Raw genomic sequence first — 17,993 nt, 5'->3', positions numbered from 1 at the left:
TTAACACCACATTTTTTTATTCTACTGAGATTGCATTAACCGGACAACTTGTTTCTGCTTCTTTTGCAGAATCTTGGTATGCACTTGGTACCTCTTCAACTATAGAACCAGCTTTTCCATCGTCTTGCATATCAAAACATTCTGGACATATTGATGGGCATAAGCCACATCCTATACAAGTATCTTTATCTACTTTTGCTTTCAAAAAACTCACCCTTTCATTATAAAATTACATTTATAGTATTTCCATAAGAAAGATGAGTTATGTATATTAATATAAAGCTTCAAATATTAATGAATATAAATCATTATCTATAACGTAAGCTTCTGCTTTACCTTTTTCTAGAGCCTCTGTTAACTCTACATTTATAGGTAATTCACCTATTAAAGGTAATCCTAAATATTCTGCATGTTCATCAGAAGATTTTGTACTAAATACTCTTATCTTCTTATCGCAGTCTGGGCAAGTAATATATGCCATATTTTCAACTACGCCTCTAATTTTTATTCCTATCTTTTGAGCCATTATAACTAGCTTTTTAACAATCATTGATACCATGTCTTGTGGAGTTGATACTATTATTACCTCAGTAATAGGGAATTCTTGCATTACTGTAAGAGCTATATCACCAGTTCCTGGTGGCATATCTATAAGTAAATAATCTAATTCTTCCCAATTAGTTTCCATAAACATTTGCTTTAATACTCCTGTAATTACAGGTCCTCTCCATATAACTGGATCTTCTTCAACTGCTGTTAAAAGATTCATAGATATAACTTTTATTCCTGAATCAGTAATTACAGGTTCAAACTTTACCATATCATTTTCTAATGGAATTATCTTTCCTCTTTTTTCATTAATGCCAAAAAATCTAGGCATAGATGGTCCTGTTATATCTGCATCTAAAACTCCTACTTTATATCCTTTTTTAGCTAAAGTAGTTGCCATTATTCCTGTAACGGTAGACTTTCCTACTCCACCTTTTCCACTAATAACGCCTATTACATTTTTAATTTTTCCATATGTAGGTATGATTTTAGGTATAGAATTTTCACATCCTTGACCTTTTGATCCACATGAATCTTTACTTGGACAATTGTCACAGCTTCCCATTATTTGTTCCTCCTCTTACCACTCATTTGGCATTTTATTCACTTCTCCAATATCGATATCCCAATTTCTAAAATTATATTCTGCTGATATATAATAAGTATTGAAAACTTTATCCTTTTTATTATCAACGGTAATCATAGTTTTAAAAATGGTACTATTATATCCTCTGTTTTTAACTTTAATTATTGTATCAAATTCATTAGAATTGTTTTTAACAAGTTTAGCATTTGGAATGACTTTATCAATATTTTTTTCAAATTGTTTCAAATCTGTTGAAAGTATGTATTTTAAACAATCAATATCACCACTTATATCTATTCCTACTTTATTAGAAGCATCTATTTTAGATTTTTCAGATTCCAATACTGCTAAAATAGTTTGATAATATACATATTCAAAATTTCTTGGTTTTCTTACAAAAGATAAGTTTTGTATTATTGTATCATCTAAACGGTTTGAAATTGAAAAACATTCTTCATCATTAAAGAAATTTCCTTTTCCTCTTTCATCAGCACCAACTATATAGTCATACTTTTTAACCTCATCTCCCATGCAAATTTCAAAATAATAATCTGCATCTAATGAGCTTCGTTCAGATACTTTTTTACCATTTGACAATAATTTGTACATATCATTTATTGCATTAGGCTCAGTAATTATAAATCTAAATCCAGTATCTCTAGCACTTTGAATTACAATTTTATCCACTTTGCTTTGATTTACATATTCGAAATTATTGTTTTTAATCCCTAGTGTGATGGCTAATTTATCGTAAGTACTGCATCCAACCAAAATAGAAGTAATAGTAATTAGAGTTAGAAGCAATATAAAAATTTTTTTCTTAAACAACTTATTTCTTCGCTCCCTTAAAAAATTTATGAAAATTAAAAATAGCTAATCCAAGAATTAATGTAAATACAGCTATAAATTGAGATGTTGATAATAACCCAACATTCCCCCTTGGATCATTTCTAAAAAATTCTACCATAAATCTTCCTATACTATATATTATCAAGTACATAGAAACTACTTTACCTGATTTCTTTTCTTTTTTAGAATAATATAACAAGAAAAATCCTAGTAAAAAATCAAAAATTGATGAGTAAATTTGAGTTGGATGTACATGAATACCTGCTGGTGCAAGTGAATTTATTGGAAACTCTACCCCTATTGGAAGATTAGTTTCTTTTCCATAACAGCATCCAGCTAAAAAACATCCTATACGTCCAAATCCTTGTGCAATAGCTAACCCTGGTGCAACTAAATCTAAAATCTTAAGTACTTTCCAGTTCTTACTTTTACAATATAAATATATTGTTAATGCACCCAGTATTAATGCTCCATACACAACAAATCCATAACCAAAATTCAACAATATACTTGGATCTTCTAATATACTTTTAAATTCAGTTACAATAAAAAGTAGTTTACCCCCTACTACTCCTCCGATTACAGTTAAAATAATTAGATTTAATAAGGAATCTTCATCATATCCTTTTTCTCTTCCTTTTTTTAAAAGCAAAGATGCTGCCACAAGTATTCCTATAGCAATCATTAAACCGTAACTTTTTATTTCTAGACCAAACGCCTTAAATAAAATTATTTTCATGCGTATCTCCTTAAAATATTTAAGTATCATAGATGAATTCTTAATCCCTCCATGATACTTAAATTATAATACTTATACATATTAATATCAAATTTTATTAACTTTGTATGTTTATCCTAGATATTATAGTATTAAAAACAGTTTTTACATTTTCCTTATAATCGTCTTCTTTTACATTAAATAAAACTTTTATAATTTTACCATCATTACTATTTAAATAATAACAACTATTTTCAAATGTATAACCCTTTTTTACTTTAGTTTTATATTGAGATAAAACTCCTGATGTTTCTTCTAATTTAAAAGGCATTATTTGCTCATTTTTATATGATAAAGGTAAATTTTTCAAGTCACTTTCTGCAAAATTCCCAAGATCAATTTGAGTATTTATAACCTCTAAGTATCCAGTGATTTTATCATTTTTATCTTTAAAATTTGCCTTATAACTAATATACTGTCCTTGGCTTTCCTTTTCCGATACGCTCCATTCACTTGGTAATGAAAATATATATCTTCCCTCATCAAAATTATAATCCTTAAATTCGTTTATCCCATTTTCTACAAGAGCAACTTCTGTAAATGTTTCTTTAAAAAACGATTGTGTTACACCTAACACTATCATTAATGAAAGTAAAATGGACAATATTAGTATTTGCTTTTTATTCATATTGCCTCTTCTACTTCATAGGAACTACAACTGTTGAGTTTTGGAAATCATAGAACATAAGCCAATAGCCAGAGCTTCTAGTATCGTTATGTGCCCATGTAACATATCCTGTTTTGCCCTCATATGGTTGTTCTGAAAGATCTTTACTTCCTGGTATTGCATAAACAATATGAGTCAATTCTCCTACAGAATTACACTTATATCCTAATAGAAAATACTTAGTTTTACTTATATAAGGATAATAATTTAACATCGGATAATATACTAATGTATATTTGTTGTAATCTGATATATTAAATAAATCATCAATTCTATTTATAGGTACCTTATACCATTTACAATTTTTAATACCATCTAATCCTTCATGATATTCTTCAAATCCTTGTGCAATTTTTTCAAAGTATTCACCAATTTTGCCTTTTATATTAAAGCTATTTGATGACTCCATCTTTAACTTTTCAATATCTTTTTCATATTGTTCAAAATCAGCACCATCAATTCTAGTATTTTCTTCTATTCTTCTGTGATTTACTGTCTTTGTACAATAAGATTCGTCATTTAACTCATCAATAATTTTTTTGCATTTTTCAGTTTCGCTAAAATTATATTTATCTTTCTTTGTTTTCTCTTCTTCATTCTTCTTTTCTTTTTTATATTCTTTTTTATGTTCTTCTTTTACTACTTCACACTTATCCTTGCATTTTTCTTCACACTTTTCTTCACATTTCTTTTCACATTTTTCTTCACAGACATCTTCACATTTCTTTTCGCATTTTTCTTCACAGACATCTTCGCATTTCTTTTCGCATTTTTCTTTGTATTTCTTTTCGCACTTATCTTCACAGGCATCTTCACATTTTTCTTTGTACTTCTTATTTTTATTGCGATTATCATCTTCGTTGCATTCAAAATCCATATCTATATTTATCTTATCAGAATTGTTTATAGACTCTTTCTTTTCACTACCTTTATCTTTCATATTTGAGGTAGTATCTGATTTTATAGATACTTTACTTCCAGTATCTTCTGGTTTTATAATTGTTTTACTTCTAGTATCATTGGTAGTTATTTTCTCTGAAGCATCATCTTCTTTTGCAACTTTAAGCTTTTTCCAATTTTCTTTTGGTTCTTCTCCATTTATGAAGCCATACATCATAAATGCAACTTCTCCTGAATTTGCTTTACAAATAGCAGCGCCATTTATTTTTTCATAAGATATGCCTAAACCAGCTATGTTATTTATATAGTATTCTTTACTTGTATCTCCTTTTCCAACATCATTTATTTTTAGAGACCCCAAATCAATTAATTGTTTCATGTCCTTTTTACAACAGATAAGTACTACGGAATAATCTTCTTCTTGTTTCAGATTTTGAGCATAAAAAGATATTTTACACTTATCTCCCTTTGCTTCCACTTTAGCATATCCAGACAAAGCTTTTTCGGTAGACTCTGAGTTGATTTTTTCATCTTGCTGTAAAATTATAAAATTTCTATATAATTTATTATGTGCCACTACCATAATCCCTCCACATATATTTATTCAATAAAGTATATGCTTTTATTGATAGATTATGATTAAATACTATAATGCTAGATCGTCTTTTAATTAAATATTTATATTTATCTATGAGCTTTTATACTCAAAAATCAACACTAATTTTAAATTAAATATATAATTTAATTATTTTTTCTAAGATCATATATGCTATCTGCTAAAGCTGCAAATTCTTCAATAGTTAATGTTTCCGCTCTTCTTTTCGGATCTATATTGCAAGAATCAAAAGCTTTTTGTAAATTTTCTTTCGAAAGACCTATTAACTTAGTAGCATTCCACAAAGTTTTTCTTCTCATATTAAAACCTGATCTAACTATATCAAATAAAAGTTTTTTATCTTGTACGTTAACTCTTGGTTCATTTAATCTGTCTAATCTTATAACTATAGAATCAACCTTAGGTCTTGGCATAAAACTTTCTGGTGATACTTTTCTTATAATTTTAGTATTACAATAATACTGAACCAAAACAGATAATGCTCCGTATTCTTTACAATTAGGTTCCGCATTTATTCTTTCAGCCACTTCTTTTTGTATCATTATAGTTAAAGATTCAAACTTATGATTTTCCTTAAGTAACTTTACTATTATAGGTGTTGTAACATAATAAGGAAGGTTTGCAACTAGTTTAACATGTTCTTCATCTTTCATTATTTCATTAAAGTCTACTTTTAAAGCATCATTATGTATTAATTCAAATTTATCATATTCACCTAATTCTTGTTGTAAAATAGGAATCAAGTCATTATCTAATTCTATACAAGTTACTCTCTTAGCTTTTTGCAATAACTTAGCTGTTAAAGTACCTACTCCCGGACCTATTTCTATAACAAAATCATTTTCATTAACGTCTGCTCCATCTACTATATCTCTAAGAACAGAATCATCTAATAAAAAGTTTTGACCTAAACTTTTTGAAAACCTAAAATTATATTTTTTAACTAATTCTTTAGTTTTTATATCCATTAAATCCATCTATTTTATCCCTACTTCCAATTGTTTTTCTATTTTTTCTATAGCGTCTGCAAATTCCTCTTTTGTTATTCCATAATTATTTAATCTAGAAATCATTTGAGCTGTATTACAATATCCTATACCTAAAATTTTACCAAGCATACTTCTTCTTACTTTAGATGTTGAGTCATTTGTTAATTTAAAGTAAAACATATCTTGCATAGTAAAAAAGTTTCTTTTTTCCTCAACAGTTATTTTAGCTGTTTCGAGTGCTTTTAATATTACTTCAGGACAAGCATTTTCCACCCCTATATCTCCATCTTTAAGACCATCTTCTTTAGAAATATACGCATGCTTTATTCCTTCTACTCTTTTAGAAATAATTCTTCTTATCTTTTCACCAGCAAAATCTGGATCAGTAAGAACTATTACACCTTTTCTCTTTTGAGCTTCTTTTATTCTCTCTATAACCTTAGCATTTATTCCAAATCCACCTACTGCTATTATTTCAGCATCTAATGCTTTTTTAACAGCATCAACATCGTCTCTTCCTTCAACCACAATTACTTCTTTAATCAATCTTATACTTCCTTTCATTACTGCATGATTAATATACCTACTAATAATAGTATATCAAACTTCAAATTATTTAAATAAAAAAAAGAGATAACTAACATGTTATCTCCTAAAAATCAACTACCATTCTCCTGGATAAGCTACTATGAATAAATTGACGGGTCTTCTTCCCCATTTTATACATTCATTTGATGAATCTAAGTATAAATCAATTATATTTCCTTTTATTGCACCACCAGTATCAGCTGCAATGGCGTATCCATATCCTTCAACATAAACTTTACTTCCTAAAGGAATAACTGATGGGTCAACAGCGATTGTACTTAATCCATTAGAATTTCTAACAGGTCTTCTGCCTGTAGCTGTAGTACTATGTCCACTATATGCAGTTGCAACAACAGATAATTTTTTCTTATATGCTATATTACCTGCTCCCCTACTTGCATATACATTGCCTGTCCCTTTTACAACAATCTTATTTACAGGTTCAGCAATAACTTTAGTACTTTTTACTTCTTTAGAAATCTCTTGACCATCTTTAATAATAACTTTATATGTTATTTGTTTTTCTCCATTAGTTCCTTCACTCTTAACTTGTTGAACGCTACTATCAAGACTTGAATCTTTTTGTACCACTGTATCGAAGTTTATTTTTTCCTTTTCTACAATGTCTTTAGTCTCTACCTTAACAATCTTAACGTCTAAGTTTTGTTCTATTCCTGTATCTAAAGAAGGTAATACTTCATCTGTTCCTTCTTCAAATTCTACACCTTGCTCTTTTAGTACGTCTGATTCTGTTTGTAGCATATCTCCAATAGTATCTTCTGCTGTTTCTAATGTTACAACTTTATCACTAAAAGTAATATTTACTGGAATAGCTTTCTTAATTGTAATTAATTCTTTTTCAGATACTCTAGAATCCAATGATGGTTCTACCTTATCTTTTTCTGCCAATTCTATTCCATTATCTTGTAACACATCTTTCACAGTCCATTTATACGTGACAAAATTTTCTTCTTTTCCGTCTATACTTATAGTAAGTGTTTTCCTTACACTCATTAATGTCGCTGTAATAACAATCGCCACAGCAATTGTTGTTATTATGATTTTTGCCTTCGGACCGTTAGAAAAACTTTTCTTAAAATAATCTTTTAATTTTTCTACCATTGATTTCCCTCCTTTGGCAAGAGCGTATACTGAATTATATCCTAAAGACTTAATCTTGTCAAATTTGATAATCTCTTGCACCTTATAAACCCCTGTAATAATGCACTTTTGCATAATTTTTTTAAAATAATTAAATATAATAATTATAATAGCGATATTTATGGGTTTTTTATATCAATGTTATTGAATCAAAAAATTATAAATTGTTTATGAATTATTTTAGAAATTAAGTGAAAAACAAAATTATTTTTCTAAAATATTACAATTAATATTTTACCTTATTTTTCCTTTTTAATCAAGCTATAAAAATTCTCATTAAATCTCATATTCAATTCATATGGATCGATTTCTCTTATATGAGCTATTTTTTTTATTATATATTCTATATAGTCTGATTTGTTTCTTTTTCCTCTATTAGGCTCCGGCGCCATATACGGACAATCAGTTTCTACCAACATTTTATTTAACGGTATTTCCTTTGCAACCTCAACAACTTTTTTTGCATTTTTAAATGTTACAACACCTGTAAATCCTATATAATACCCTAACTTAATACATTCCTTTGCAAATTCAACACTTCCAGAAAAGCAATGTACAACACCTGTTACATCTGGAAATTCTTTTATTATTTCTAATGTATCTTGATGCGCATCTCTGTCATGAATTATTACTGGCAAATTAAGTTCTTTAGCTAAATTCATTTGCTTTCTAAATACTTCCTTTTGAATTTCTTTTGATGGGTTTTCATCCCAATAATAATCTAATCCAATTTCTCCTATAGCTACTATTTTGTCATTAGATTTTATATATTCTTTAATTTCATCTAACGTATTATCTTTAAATTCATTGGCATTTTCAGGATGTATTCCTAATGCTCCATATATAAAATCATACTCCTTAGTCAATTCATAAGTAGTTTTTAAGCTATTATAAGATGCTGCACAATTTAAGACTCTAACCACACCATTTTTTTGAATTTCCTCTAATACTTCTTTACGATCATTTTCAAAAGATTCATCATCATAGTGAGCATGACTATCTATTATTTTAAATATTTTTTCCATAACAGCATATCCTTTCAAATATTGAATATATCTCTTCCTTAATTTACTTTCAAATATTCAATGTTAAATTTTAAATTAATTTTAAATTGTCACAGATTTGACATATTCAAATAGTATATTTAAATTGTAAAGTAGTTAAAGCATTATTATTTACCCCTTTTAACCATTATATATTAATGGTTACGGAACACCTCACCCCCTAAATGAGGTGTTCCTTTTATTTTATATTTATCTAACTATACTTCCGCTTAAAATTTCACCTGGATCTACAATCTTTAATTCACTATCATCATCAGGTGCTGCACATAAAATCATACCTTGCGACAATTCTCCTCTAAGTTTTACAGGTTTTAAATTTGCAACTAAAACTACATTTTTACCTATTAATTCTTCTGGTTTGTAGTATTTAGCAATTCCTGACACCACTTGTCTTTCTTCGCCACCTAAATCAACCTTTAATTTTAAAAGTTTTTTAGCACCCTTTATTGGTTCACATGCTAATACCTTAACAACTCTTAAATCCACTTTTTCAAAATCATCAATTGTGATTTCTTCTTTTATAGGAGTTATTTCTCTTTTAGCTGGTGCTTGTGCTGCCTTTAATGCTTCTAACTCTTCAAGTTTCTTTTCTACATCTATTCTTGGGAATAAGTTTTCGCCTTTAACTACCTTAGTTCCAGCTTTTATTCCATCAAATGACTTTAAAGATTCCCATGATATTTCAGAAGTATTAATTTGTTCATTAATCTTCTTAGCTGTATCTGGTAAGAATGATGAAATCATTACTGAAGCAAATCTTAAACTTTCAATTAAGTTGTAAAGTACTGTTCCTAATCTAGACTTCTTACTTTCATCTTTAGCTAAAATCCAAGGAGTTGTTTCATCTATATACTTATTAGCTCTGCCTATTAATTCAAATATATGCTCTAGTGCTAAAGGAATGTTTAATTCATCAATAGCTTCTTGAACTTTGTTTGGAGCAGCTAATGCTAAGTTTATTAATTCTTCATCAAATTCTCCACTTTCAGCTTGTGGTTGAATTTCTCCTCCGAAGTATTTTTCAATCATTGCGACACTTCTTGATAAAAGGTTACCTAAATCGTTACAAAGATCTGAATTTATCTTTTTTATGAATATTTCATTGTTAAATAGACCATCTGCGCCAAATGGAATTTCTCTTAATAAGTAATATCTTACTGGATCTACTCCAAATTCGTTAACTAATACAACTGGATCTACAACATTACCTTTAGATTTTGACATCTTTCCACCATCAACAAGTAACCATCCATGACCAAATACTTGTTTTGGAAGTGGTAAATCTAATGCCATTAACATTATTGGCCAATATATTGTATGGAATCTTAATATATCTTTTCCTATTAAATGTACATCTGCTGGCCAGAATTTATCATATAATTCTTTATTATCTTGACCATATCCAAGTGCAGTAATATAGTTTGATAATGCATCTATCCATACATAAACAACATGGTTTTCATCAAATGTTACTGGAACACCCCAATCAAAGCTAGTTCTTGAAACACATAAGTCTTGAAGACCTGGTCTTAAGAAATTGTTTAACATTTCATTTTTTCTTGATTCTGGTTGAATGAAGTTTGGATTTTCTTCTATATACTTAATTAATCTATCAGCATATTTGCTCATCTTAAAGAAGTAAGCTTCTTCTTTTGATTTTTCAACTGGTCTGCCACAATCAGGACAATTTCCATTTACTAATTGAGTATCTGTCCAGAATGATTCACATGGAGTACAATACCAACCTTCATAAGAACTCTTATAAATATCCCCTTGATCATGTAATTTTTTAAATATATCTTGAACTGCTTTTACATGATAATCATCTGTAGTTCTAATAAATTTATCATAGCTTACATTCATCATGCTCCAAAGATCTTTAATACCTGCTACAATCTCATCTACATGTTCTATTGGAGTAATTCCTTTTTCTTCTGCTATTCTTTGGATTTTTTGACCATGCTCATCAGTACCTGTTAAGAACATTACATCATATCCTGTTAATCTTTTAAATCTTGCTAACGCATCAGCAGCTACTGTAGTATAAGTATTTCCTATATGTAGCTTCGTTGATGGGTAATAAATTGGTGTAGTTATATAATATGGTTTTTTACAATCTTTGCACATTTTAAATAATCCTCCTTATTTTAAACAATACTCTAGGTATTGTTTTTAGCATTTTTAATATAGTGTTGATATTTTAATAAAGTAGCTGAACCATGCTTTAATGTACAATACAATTAGCAGCTTATAATAGACAATTGTTATAAATCAAAAAAGTCTCTATATAGGTATATTAAACCTATATAGAGACGTATATACGTGTTACCACTCTACTTTTTATTTATTTCACAATAAATAACTCAATAGGTGACTATCATCACCTTGCATTATAACGGATGCTGCCGTAAATTCCTTAACAAATATTGCTCGGGAAATATGCTCCGAGGCCATCTTCATGAAAATTTCTTCTGCTAACTTTCACCATACATTAGCTCTCTTTAAAAATTCCTTTTCATTACTCTTCTCTTCATAGCATTTATATACTTATTATAATAGAATAAATATATTTTCCTGTCAAATAAAAAGCTGCATTATATTAAGTTTTTAACTTAATACAATACAGCTACTTTATATATTAAGAAATCTTATTCAAAGACATAGGTTTAAGTACTTCTTTAATTTCTGATAAAGATTTATCCATACTAGCTTCAACAGCTGCAGTAATTGCACCTTCTACTAAAGGAGCATCTATAATTTCTACATTTTCTCTAATGTTATCATCTAAAAATTCTATAGCCATTTCCGTGTTCATAAATGCACTACCTAAGTCAAATAATACAAGTACACCATTATCACTATAAACAGACTCTATTGCACTAGTTATCTTAGAAATATCTGTGCCTATTCTTCCATCACTAGTTCCACCTGCATCTACAATTGAAACTTCTGGCGCCATTTGAAGTGCAACTTCTCTAACACCTTTTGCTATAAAATTACTATGTGAAACAATTACTATACCAACCATAATTAATTCTCCTCTTTAGTTAATTCTTCTACTATAGTATTTAAGATTAAATACATTGAAGTAGCTCCTGCATCGATATGTCCTATACTTCTTTCTCCTACATAACTCGCTCTACCTTTAGTTGCAACTATATCTTTAGTATGTTCCATACCATTTTTAGCTGCCTCTTTAATTTCAAGTAATACTTCTTTAACAGATTTATTTTCTCCAATAGACTTTTTAGCTGCTTCAATTGATGGTGATAAAGTATCAATCATTGTTTTTTCCCCTTCTTGACCTTTACCTCTCATCTTTATTCCACCTAAAGCCTCTTCTAAAACTTTGATAAAATCATTTATGTCCATTTCACTTTTTTTATTGACTACCATAGCAGCTTTCATAAAAGCAGTTCCATATAACGGACCCGAAGCTCCTCCTACATTAGACACTAAAGCCATACCAGAGTTTTTAAATATATTTCCCAAATCATCTTCAGGTAAATCTTTTATTTTTTCAATAACAGCTTTAAAACCTTTGTTCATATTTAGACCATGATCACCATCGCCTATTGCTGCATCTAATTCACTTAAATATAATTTATTTTCTTCTATAACTTTTTCTACTTTTATTAGAATGTCTTTTACTTCCTTTACTGTTACCATAATTAACCCTCCTCTAATATGATGATACTAAATAACCTTAAATCCTGGAGTATCAGCTTTTGCATCAAGTAATTCTTTAAGTTCACTATCAAGTTTTAGTACTGAAACAGAACATCCTGCCATTTCTAGTGAAGTCATAAATTCTCCAACAAAAGTTTTATGAATACTTATTCCTTTATCTTTCAATAATTGATTTATTTTTTTATTTACAATATATAATTCCATATAAGGTGTTGATCCTAATCCATTTATCATAACAGCTACTTCATCACCACTTGAAATTTCTATATCTTCTAGAATTTTACCTAATAAATGTTCTGCAACCTGATCTGCAGTTGATATTTTTTCTCTATGAGTTCCTGGTTCTCCATGAATACCCATACCAATTTCTATTTCATCTTCTCCTAAAGTGAAGTTAGCTTTACCTGCTGCTGGTACTATACAAGATGATAAAGACATTCCCATACTTCTAACGTTTTCAATTACCTTTTCAGCAACACTTTTTACTTCTTCTAAATTTCCACCAGCTTCAGCCTTAGCTCCAGATAATTTATGAACAAATACTGTTCCTGCAATACCTCTTCTTCCAGCTGTATATAAACTGTTTTCAACTGCTACATCATCATTAACTATAACTTGTTCTACCTTTATACCTTCCATTTCAGCCATTTCCTTTGCCATTTCAAAGTTCATAACATCTCCAGTATAATTTTTTATAACAAGAAGAACTCCATTTCCATTGTCAGTTGCTTTAATTGCTTCATACACTTGATCAGGAGTAGGTGATGTAAATACTTCTCCACAAACTGCGCCATCTAACATTCCGAAGCCAACATATCCTCCATGTGCTGGCTCATGTCCACTACCGCCACCACTAACTATTGCGACTTTATTTTCTGTTTTTTCACTTCTTACTAATACATTAGCATTATCCAATTTTTTTAAATACTCTGGATGTGCTGCCACAATACCTTCTAACATATCTGATAAAACATTATCTGGATTATTTATTAACTTCTTCATTATTAAACGCCTCCTAAATATATAATTTTAGGCCTTGCTAGAATTTATCCAGCAAGACCTTTGATTTTATTTTAACTTTATAATAATAGCTATTTAATTAAACAATTGCTTGCCATAAGAAAGCACCGATTAAACCACCAACTATTGGAGCTACTACTGGAATCCAAGAATATCCCCAGTCTGAATCTCTTTTGTCTGGTATAGGTAAAATAGCATGTGCTATTCTTGGTGATAAATCTCTACAAGGGTTAATTGCATATCCTGTAGGACCACCTAAACTTAAACCTATTACAAAGATTAATCCACCAACACATAATGTGTTAAGTCCTGGTGCCATTTGAACAGCGCCTAATCCTAATATACCAAATACTAACATGAATGTTCCAATAAGCTCACCCATGAAGTTTATTCCAGTATTTCTTATTACTGGAGCTGTACAAAATACTGCTAATTTGCCATCTTTGTCATCAGTTGCTTTAAATTGATCATAGTACATAATAAATACTAATATAGCTCCTAGGAAAGCTCCTAAGAATTCACCTGCAAAATATTCTGGAACCACTGACCATGGAATAGTTCCGATTGCAGCAAGTGCTACTGTTAATGCTGGATTAAAGTGAGCTCCACTGTATCCTCCAAACATTAATGCTGGAATAGCAACAGCTAGTGCCCAACCAGTTGTAATAACTATCCAACCTGCTCCTGTACCCTTTGAATCCTTTAAAACAACGTTTGCAACAACGCCATCTCCTAGAAGGATAAGTAACATTGACCCGATTAATTCAGCCATAAAAATTGACATAAATAATACCTCCCATTTTATAAATTATTTATTTACACTTATATTAGTAGCAATAATCATGCCAAAATATTCTAATTGTTACATTTAGGACAAACAGTACCTTTACACAATATTTCATCATTATATACATTGGTGTTTTTTCATAATATTGGTCAAAATTCCCAAGTGAAAACGTTTATATTGCGCTTTTTTACCAATAAATTATATTTTTTGCACTTATATTTATTCCAATAATCTGTATTTAAAATCTATTAATCGCACTTATTTCATATCATTAAAACTTTTTCTAACTAATACACTGCTAATATTATAACCTATCAATACTTTTATAGAAGATTTATTCTGAAATTGTTACAATATCTTTACAATTTTAATACATTTATGGTTCACAGATATAAATTTATTTTCTTCTCCAATTAACTGTTTTTTCTATTCCAAATTCCTTAGCCTTTGCTGCTATTGTCTTATGATTTAACCCTAATATTTTACCTGCTGCATTAAAACTACCATACTTTCTCAATGCTTTTTCTATTATCATCTTTTCATATGTTTTCATTGGCAATACTTCATCTAATTCTTGAATCGTATTTAAAATTTCATTTTTAGAAGATCCTCTAAAATCGTTCTCAGTAAATATTTTAATATTATTTTTACTTTCTTTTTGTGTTGCTTCATTTATATACAAAGGTATATCTTTTATAGTAATAATTTCACTTTCATTTAAAGCTAATATTCTTTCTATTACATTTTCTAACTCTCTGACATTACCATTCCATGAATAATTCATAAATATATTAATTACATCTTTTGAAAATTGCTTATGTTCTCCTGTTTTTTGAAATTTATTAATAAAATGATTAACTAACATAGGAATATCCTCTGATCTATCCTTTAAGCAAGGAATTAATACTGGAATAACATTTAATCTATAATATAAATCTTCTCTAAATTCACCTGACTTAACCATTTCTTCTAAATTTCTGTGTGTTGCTGCTATAACTCTAACATCCACCTTTATAGTTTCTTCCCCACCAACTCTTTGAAATTCTTTATATTGCAATACTCTTAAAATTTTAGCTTGAGTATTTTTATCCATTTCACCTATTTCATCAAGAAATATAGTTCCATTGTTCGCTAATTCAAATTTCCCTAATTTTCTTTTTATAGCACCAGTAAATGAACCTTTTTCATGTCCAAATAATTCACTTTCTATTAAATTTTCTGGTATAGCTGCACAATTAACGCGTACAAATGGGCCTTTTTTGCGATTACTTGCATTATGAATTCCTTCTGCAATCAATTCTTTACCAGTACCACTTTCCCCTCTGATAAGTACTGTTGCAGAACTTTTAGCTGATTTAGTCGCTAAATTTAATATATCTAAAATTTTATTACTTTTTCCTATAAATTTATTAAATGCCTTATCAGGTTTATTGGAAATACTAACCTCATTATCATTTAATTTATTGTTAATTACTAAACCATAAGTATTGTATATATTAATATCCTCTAAAAGATTATCTTCATTAATATAACTTTCTAATAACACTTCTATATTTTTAAATACTAATTCTAAGTCATTACTTCCATCTATTATTAAAGTTAATTCCTTCGCTTCTGATATGTTTAAAAGTATATAACCTAATATTATTGTAGCTGGAATTTCTCCTCTCTCTTTAATATCGAGAATTATTTTAACATTATATGTTTCTTCTAAATCAAAAATTTTTTTTATAATAAATACTACTACTTCAAAATCTAAATACTTTTTGTTATTGTCAATTTTTATTTTCCTAACAATTCTCATGCATACACCTCTAATCTATAAGTAATCTTTAAATATATTCTTTTGAAAATAAAAATACTATAACTCCTATTGTTACTGGAATTGAAATAATATCTAATTATATAAAGAAACTATTAAGTTAAAATTCACTTAATAGTTTCTTTTTTAACTATTTAAATTTATATTTCTCTAGTTGCATTCTTAAGAAAGTTCTTTTCTTCATCATTTAAATAATGACTTAACTTAGCATAAGTTTCTGCATGGTAATTATTTAACCATTTTTTTTCTGCTTCTGTTAATAATGATTCATCTATACCTTCTAAATCTATTGGACAATATGACATTACTTCGAATTTGTAAAATTCTCCACCATCATTGGTCTCTATGTCATTAGCTACTAACATTACATTTTCAGTACGTATTCCATGCTTTCCTTCTTTATATACTCCTGGTTCATTTGTTAATATCATTCCGGGTTCTAAAACTACAGTGTTAGGGACTGGTCTTATTGATTGTGGTCCTTCATGAACACTTAGGAAAAATCCTACTCCATGTCCTGTTCCACATTTATAATCCATACCTTCATCCCATAAAATAGTTCTTGCTAATACATCCAAGTTTGAACCTGTTGTTCCTTTTAAGAATTTTGCTTTCATAAGATTTATATGAGATTTTAAAACTAAAGTAAAATCTTTTTTTTCTTCATCTGTTAGTTTTCCTAAAATAAAGCTTCTAGTTATATCTGTAGTTCCATCTAAATATTGTCCACCAGAATCAACCAAAAGTATTCCTTCTGGTTTTAATTCATAAGCACTTTCCTTTGTAGCTGAATAATGCATCATAGCTGCATGTTCTTTATATCCTGCAATAGTTCCAAAACTTTCTTCTACAAAAAGATCACCTTTGCTTCTTAATTCTAATAACTTCTCCGATACAGTAAGTTCTGTTATGTTTTCTTTTCCTACATTTTCTTTAAGCCATTTTAAAAATCTAACCATAGCTACACCATCTTTTATTTGGCATTTTCTAAGATTTTCTATTTCAACACTATTTTTTATAGCCTTTAATTTTGTTGTTATATTTTCTTCTTCTATTACTTTTACATCATCATTTATTAATGTATATATATAAGCACTTACTTTATTAGAATCTACTATAACGCTATCTTTTATTTCTTTAGCATTTTCAAATATTTTATTATATTCTTCTACCTTAATACCTTCATTGTTTAACTTTATTTCATCTTCATTTGATAGTTTATTTTTATCTATATATAATGTAGCTTTTTCTTCACTCACTATTGCATAAGCTAATGCAACTGGAGTATCTTTTACATCATTTCCTCTTATATTGTAAAGCCAAGCAATGTCATCTAATGAAGATATAATATATGAATCTCCACCAATTCTTTTCATTTCAGCTCTAACTTCTTGAATCTTTTCTTTTGCTGATTTACCACAATATTTTACATCATGTAAAAAAGCTTTTTCTTTAGGTAGTTGTGGTTTATCAGTCCATATTTCTTGAATCAAGTCTTTGTCCATCACTATATTTATATCTTTTTTATCTTTTATTTTCTTAAATTCTTTATATTCATTTATAGAAAATAGTCTTCCATCAAAACTCAAGGTTTCTCCTGATTTCATATTCTCCATTAACCATTCATTTAATGTTGGCCATCCTGGTATTCTCATTTTATATAATTCAATTCCTGAATCTTTTAATTGTTGCTCAGCTTGAATAAAATATCTACCATCCGTCCAAAGAATTCCTTTTTCTCTTCCTATTAAAGCTGTTCCTGCTGAGCCAGTAAATCCTGTTATGTATGCTCTTGATTTAAAATGTTCAGCTACGTATTCGCTTTGGTGAAAATCACCACTAGGAACTACATAGTAATCTATATTTTCATTTTTCATTATTTCTCTTAATTTTTGTATTTTTTCAAAAGTTCTCATATAATTCATTA

At 28.7% G+C, this 17,993-nt stretch carries 17 protein-coding genes and 1 other annotated feature; all 17 genes read right to left on the bottom strand.

Annotated features, from left to right (window positions below; genetic code table 11):
- Nucleotides 1–16 precede the first annotated feature (16 nt).
- A complete protein-coding gene (locus NG918_RS01750; RefSeq protein ID WP_252215669.1) occupies nucleotides 17–205 on the bottom strand; it encodes a ferredoxin in 189 nt (62 codons plus the stop codon).
- 66 nt (nucleotides 206–271) lie between these two features.
- Nucleotides 272–1,114, bottom strand: coding sequence for an Mrp/NBP35 family ATP-binding protein (locus NG918_RS01745; RefSeq protein ID WP_252215673.1), 843 nt, complete (start codon nucleotides 1,112–1,114; stop codon nucleotides 272–274).
- 15 nt (nucleotides 1,115–1,129) lie between these two features.
- Nucleotides 1,130–1,963, bottom strand: coding sequence for a YhfM domain-containing protein (locus NG918_RS01740; RefSeq protein ID WP_252215674.1), 834 nt, complete (start codon nucleotides 1,961–1,963; stop codon nucleotides 1,130–1,132).
- Between the two features lies 1 nt (nucleotide 1,964).
- Nucleotides 1,965–2,723 carry a prolipoprotein diacylglyceryl transferase gene (locus NG918_RS01735; protein ID WP_252215677.1) on the bottom strand — a complete coding sequence of 253 codons (759 nt, stop codon included), beginning with the start codon at nucleotides 2,721–2,723 and terminating at the stop codon, nucleotides 1,965–1,967.
- A 97-nt stretch (nucleotides 2,724–2,820) separates the two neighbouring features.
- The gene (locus NG918_RS01730; protein WP_252215679.1) at nucleotides 2,821–3,390 is read right to left on the bottom strand and encodes a hypothetical protein; all 570 of its coding nucleotides are present in this window, start codon (nucleotides 3,388–3,390) and stop codon (nucleotides 2,821–2,823) included.
- A 10-nt stretch (nucleotides 3,391–3,400) separates the two neighbouring features.
- The gene (locus NG918_RS01725) at nucleotides 3,401–4,912 is read right to left on the bottom strand and encodes a DUF7922 domain-containing protein (protein WP_252215681.1); all 1,512 of its coding nucleotides are present in this window, start codon (nucleotides 4,910–4,912) and stop codon (nucleotides 3,401–3,403) included.
- A gap of 158 nt (nucleotides 4,913–5,070) precedes the next feature.
- On the bottom strand, nucleotides 5,071–5,922 hold the full coding sequence (rsmA, locus tag NG918_RS01720; protein ID WP_252215683.1) for a 16S rRNA (adenine(1518)-N(6)/adenine(1519)-N(6))-dimethyltransferase RsmA: 852 nt from the start codon (nucleotides 5,920–5,922) through the stop codon (nucleotides 5,071–5,073).
- Nucleotides 5,923–6,480 carry a ribonuclease M5 gene (gene rnmV / locus NG918_RS01715; RefSeq protein WP_252215878.1) on the bottom strand — a complete coding sequence of 186 codons (558 nt, stop codon included), beginning with the start codon at nucleotides 6,478–6,480 and terminating at the stop codon, nucleotides 5,923–5,925.
- A gap of 117 nt (nucleotides 6,481–6,597) precedes the next feature.
- Nucleotides 6,598–7,644, bottom strand: a complete 1,047-nt coding sequence (locus NG918_RS01710) for a resuscitation-promoting factor (protein ID WP_252215685.1) — start codon at nucleotides 7,642–7,644, stop codon at nucleotides 6,598–6,600.
- A 278-nt stretch (nucleotides 7,645–7,922) separates the two neighbouring features.
- Nucleotides 7,923–8,708: a TatD family hydrolase gene (locus tag NG918_RS01705; protein ID WP_252215687.1), complete on the bottom strand. Its 786-nt coding sequence runs from the start codon at nucleotides 8,706–8,708 to the stop codon at nucleotides 7,923–7,925.
- A gap of 228 nt (nucleotides 8,709–8,936) precedes the next feature.
- Nucleotides 8,937–10,874, bottom strand: coding sequence for a methionine--tRNA ligase (gene metG, locus NG918_RS01700; RefSeq protein ID WP_252215690.1), 1,938 nt, complete (start codon nucleotides 10,872–10,874; stop codon nucleotides 8,937–8,939).
- Nucleotides 10,875–11,052: 178 nt separating this feature from the next.
- Nucleotides 11,053–11,290 (bottom strand) — a binding site (T-box leader).
- 95 nt (nucleotides 11,291–11,385) lie between these two features.
- Nucleotides 11,386–11,775 carry a dihydroxyacetone kinase phosphoryl donor subunit DhaM gene (gene dhaM / locus NG918_RS01695; protein ID WP_252215692.1) on the bottom strand — a complete coding sequence of 130 codons (390 nt, stop codon included), beginning with the start codon at nucleotides 11,773–11,775 and terminating at the stop codon, nucleotides 11,386–11,388.
- A gap of 2 nt (nucleotides 11,776–11,777) precedes the next feature.
- The gene (dhaL, locus tag NG918_RS01690; protein ID WP_252215694.1) at nucleotides 11,778–12,416 is read right to left on the bottom strand and encodes a dihydroxyacetone kinase subunit DhaL; all 639 of its coding nucleotides are present in this window, start codon (nucleotides 12,414–12,416) and stop codon (nucleotides 11,778–11,780) included.
- A gap of 27 nt (nucleotides 12,417–12,443) precedes the next feature.
- The gene (dhaK, locus tag NG918_RS01685) at nucleotides 12,444–13,439 is read right to left on the bottom strand and encodes a dihydroxyacetone kinase subunit DhaK (protein ID WP_252215696.1); all 996 of its coding nucleotides are present in this window, start codon (nucleotides 13,437–13,439) and stop codon (nucleotides 12,444–12,446) included.
- A 97-nt stretch (nucleotides 13,440–13,536) separates the two neighbouring features.
- Complete coding sequence (locus tag NG918_RS01680) at nucleotides 13,537–14,241, bottom strand: MIP/aquaporin family protein (RefSeq protein WP_252215697.1); 705 nt, start codon at nucleotides 14,239–14,241, stop codon at nucleotides 13,537–13,539.
- 400 nt (nucleotides 14,242–14,641) lie between these two features.
- Entirely contained in the window at nucleotides 14,642–16,048 is a 1,407-nt protein-coding gene (locus NG918_RS01675; RefSeq protein WP_252215699.1) for a sigma-54 interaction domain-containing protein, read from the bottom strand.
- 158 nt (nucleotides 16,049–16,206) lie between these two features.
- Nucleotides 16,207–17,982, bottom strand: a complete 1,776-nt coding sequence (locus tag NG918_RS01670) for an aminopeptidase P family protein (RefSeq protein WP_252215879.1) — start codon at nucleotides 17,980–17,982, stop codon at nucleotides 16,207–16,209.
- Nucleotides 17,983–17,993 lie beyond the last annotated feature (11 nt).

Origin of the sequence: Clostridium sp. ZBS2 (genome assembly GCF_023845855.1) — a bacterium.
Classification (GTDB): domain Bacteria; phylum Bacillota; class Clostridia; order Clostridiales; family Clostridiaceae; genus Clostridium; species Clostridium aquiflavi.
This window is presented reverse-complemented; position numbering and strand designations above follow the sequence as displayed.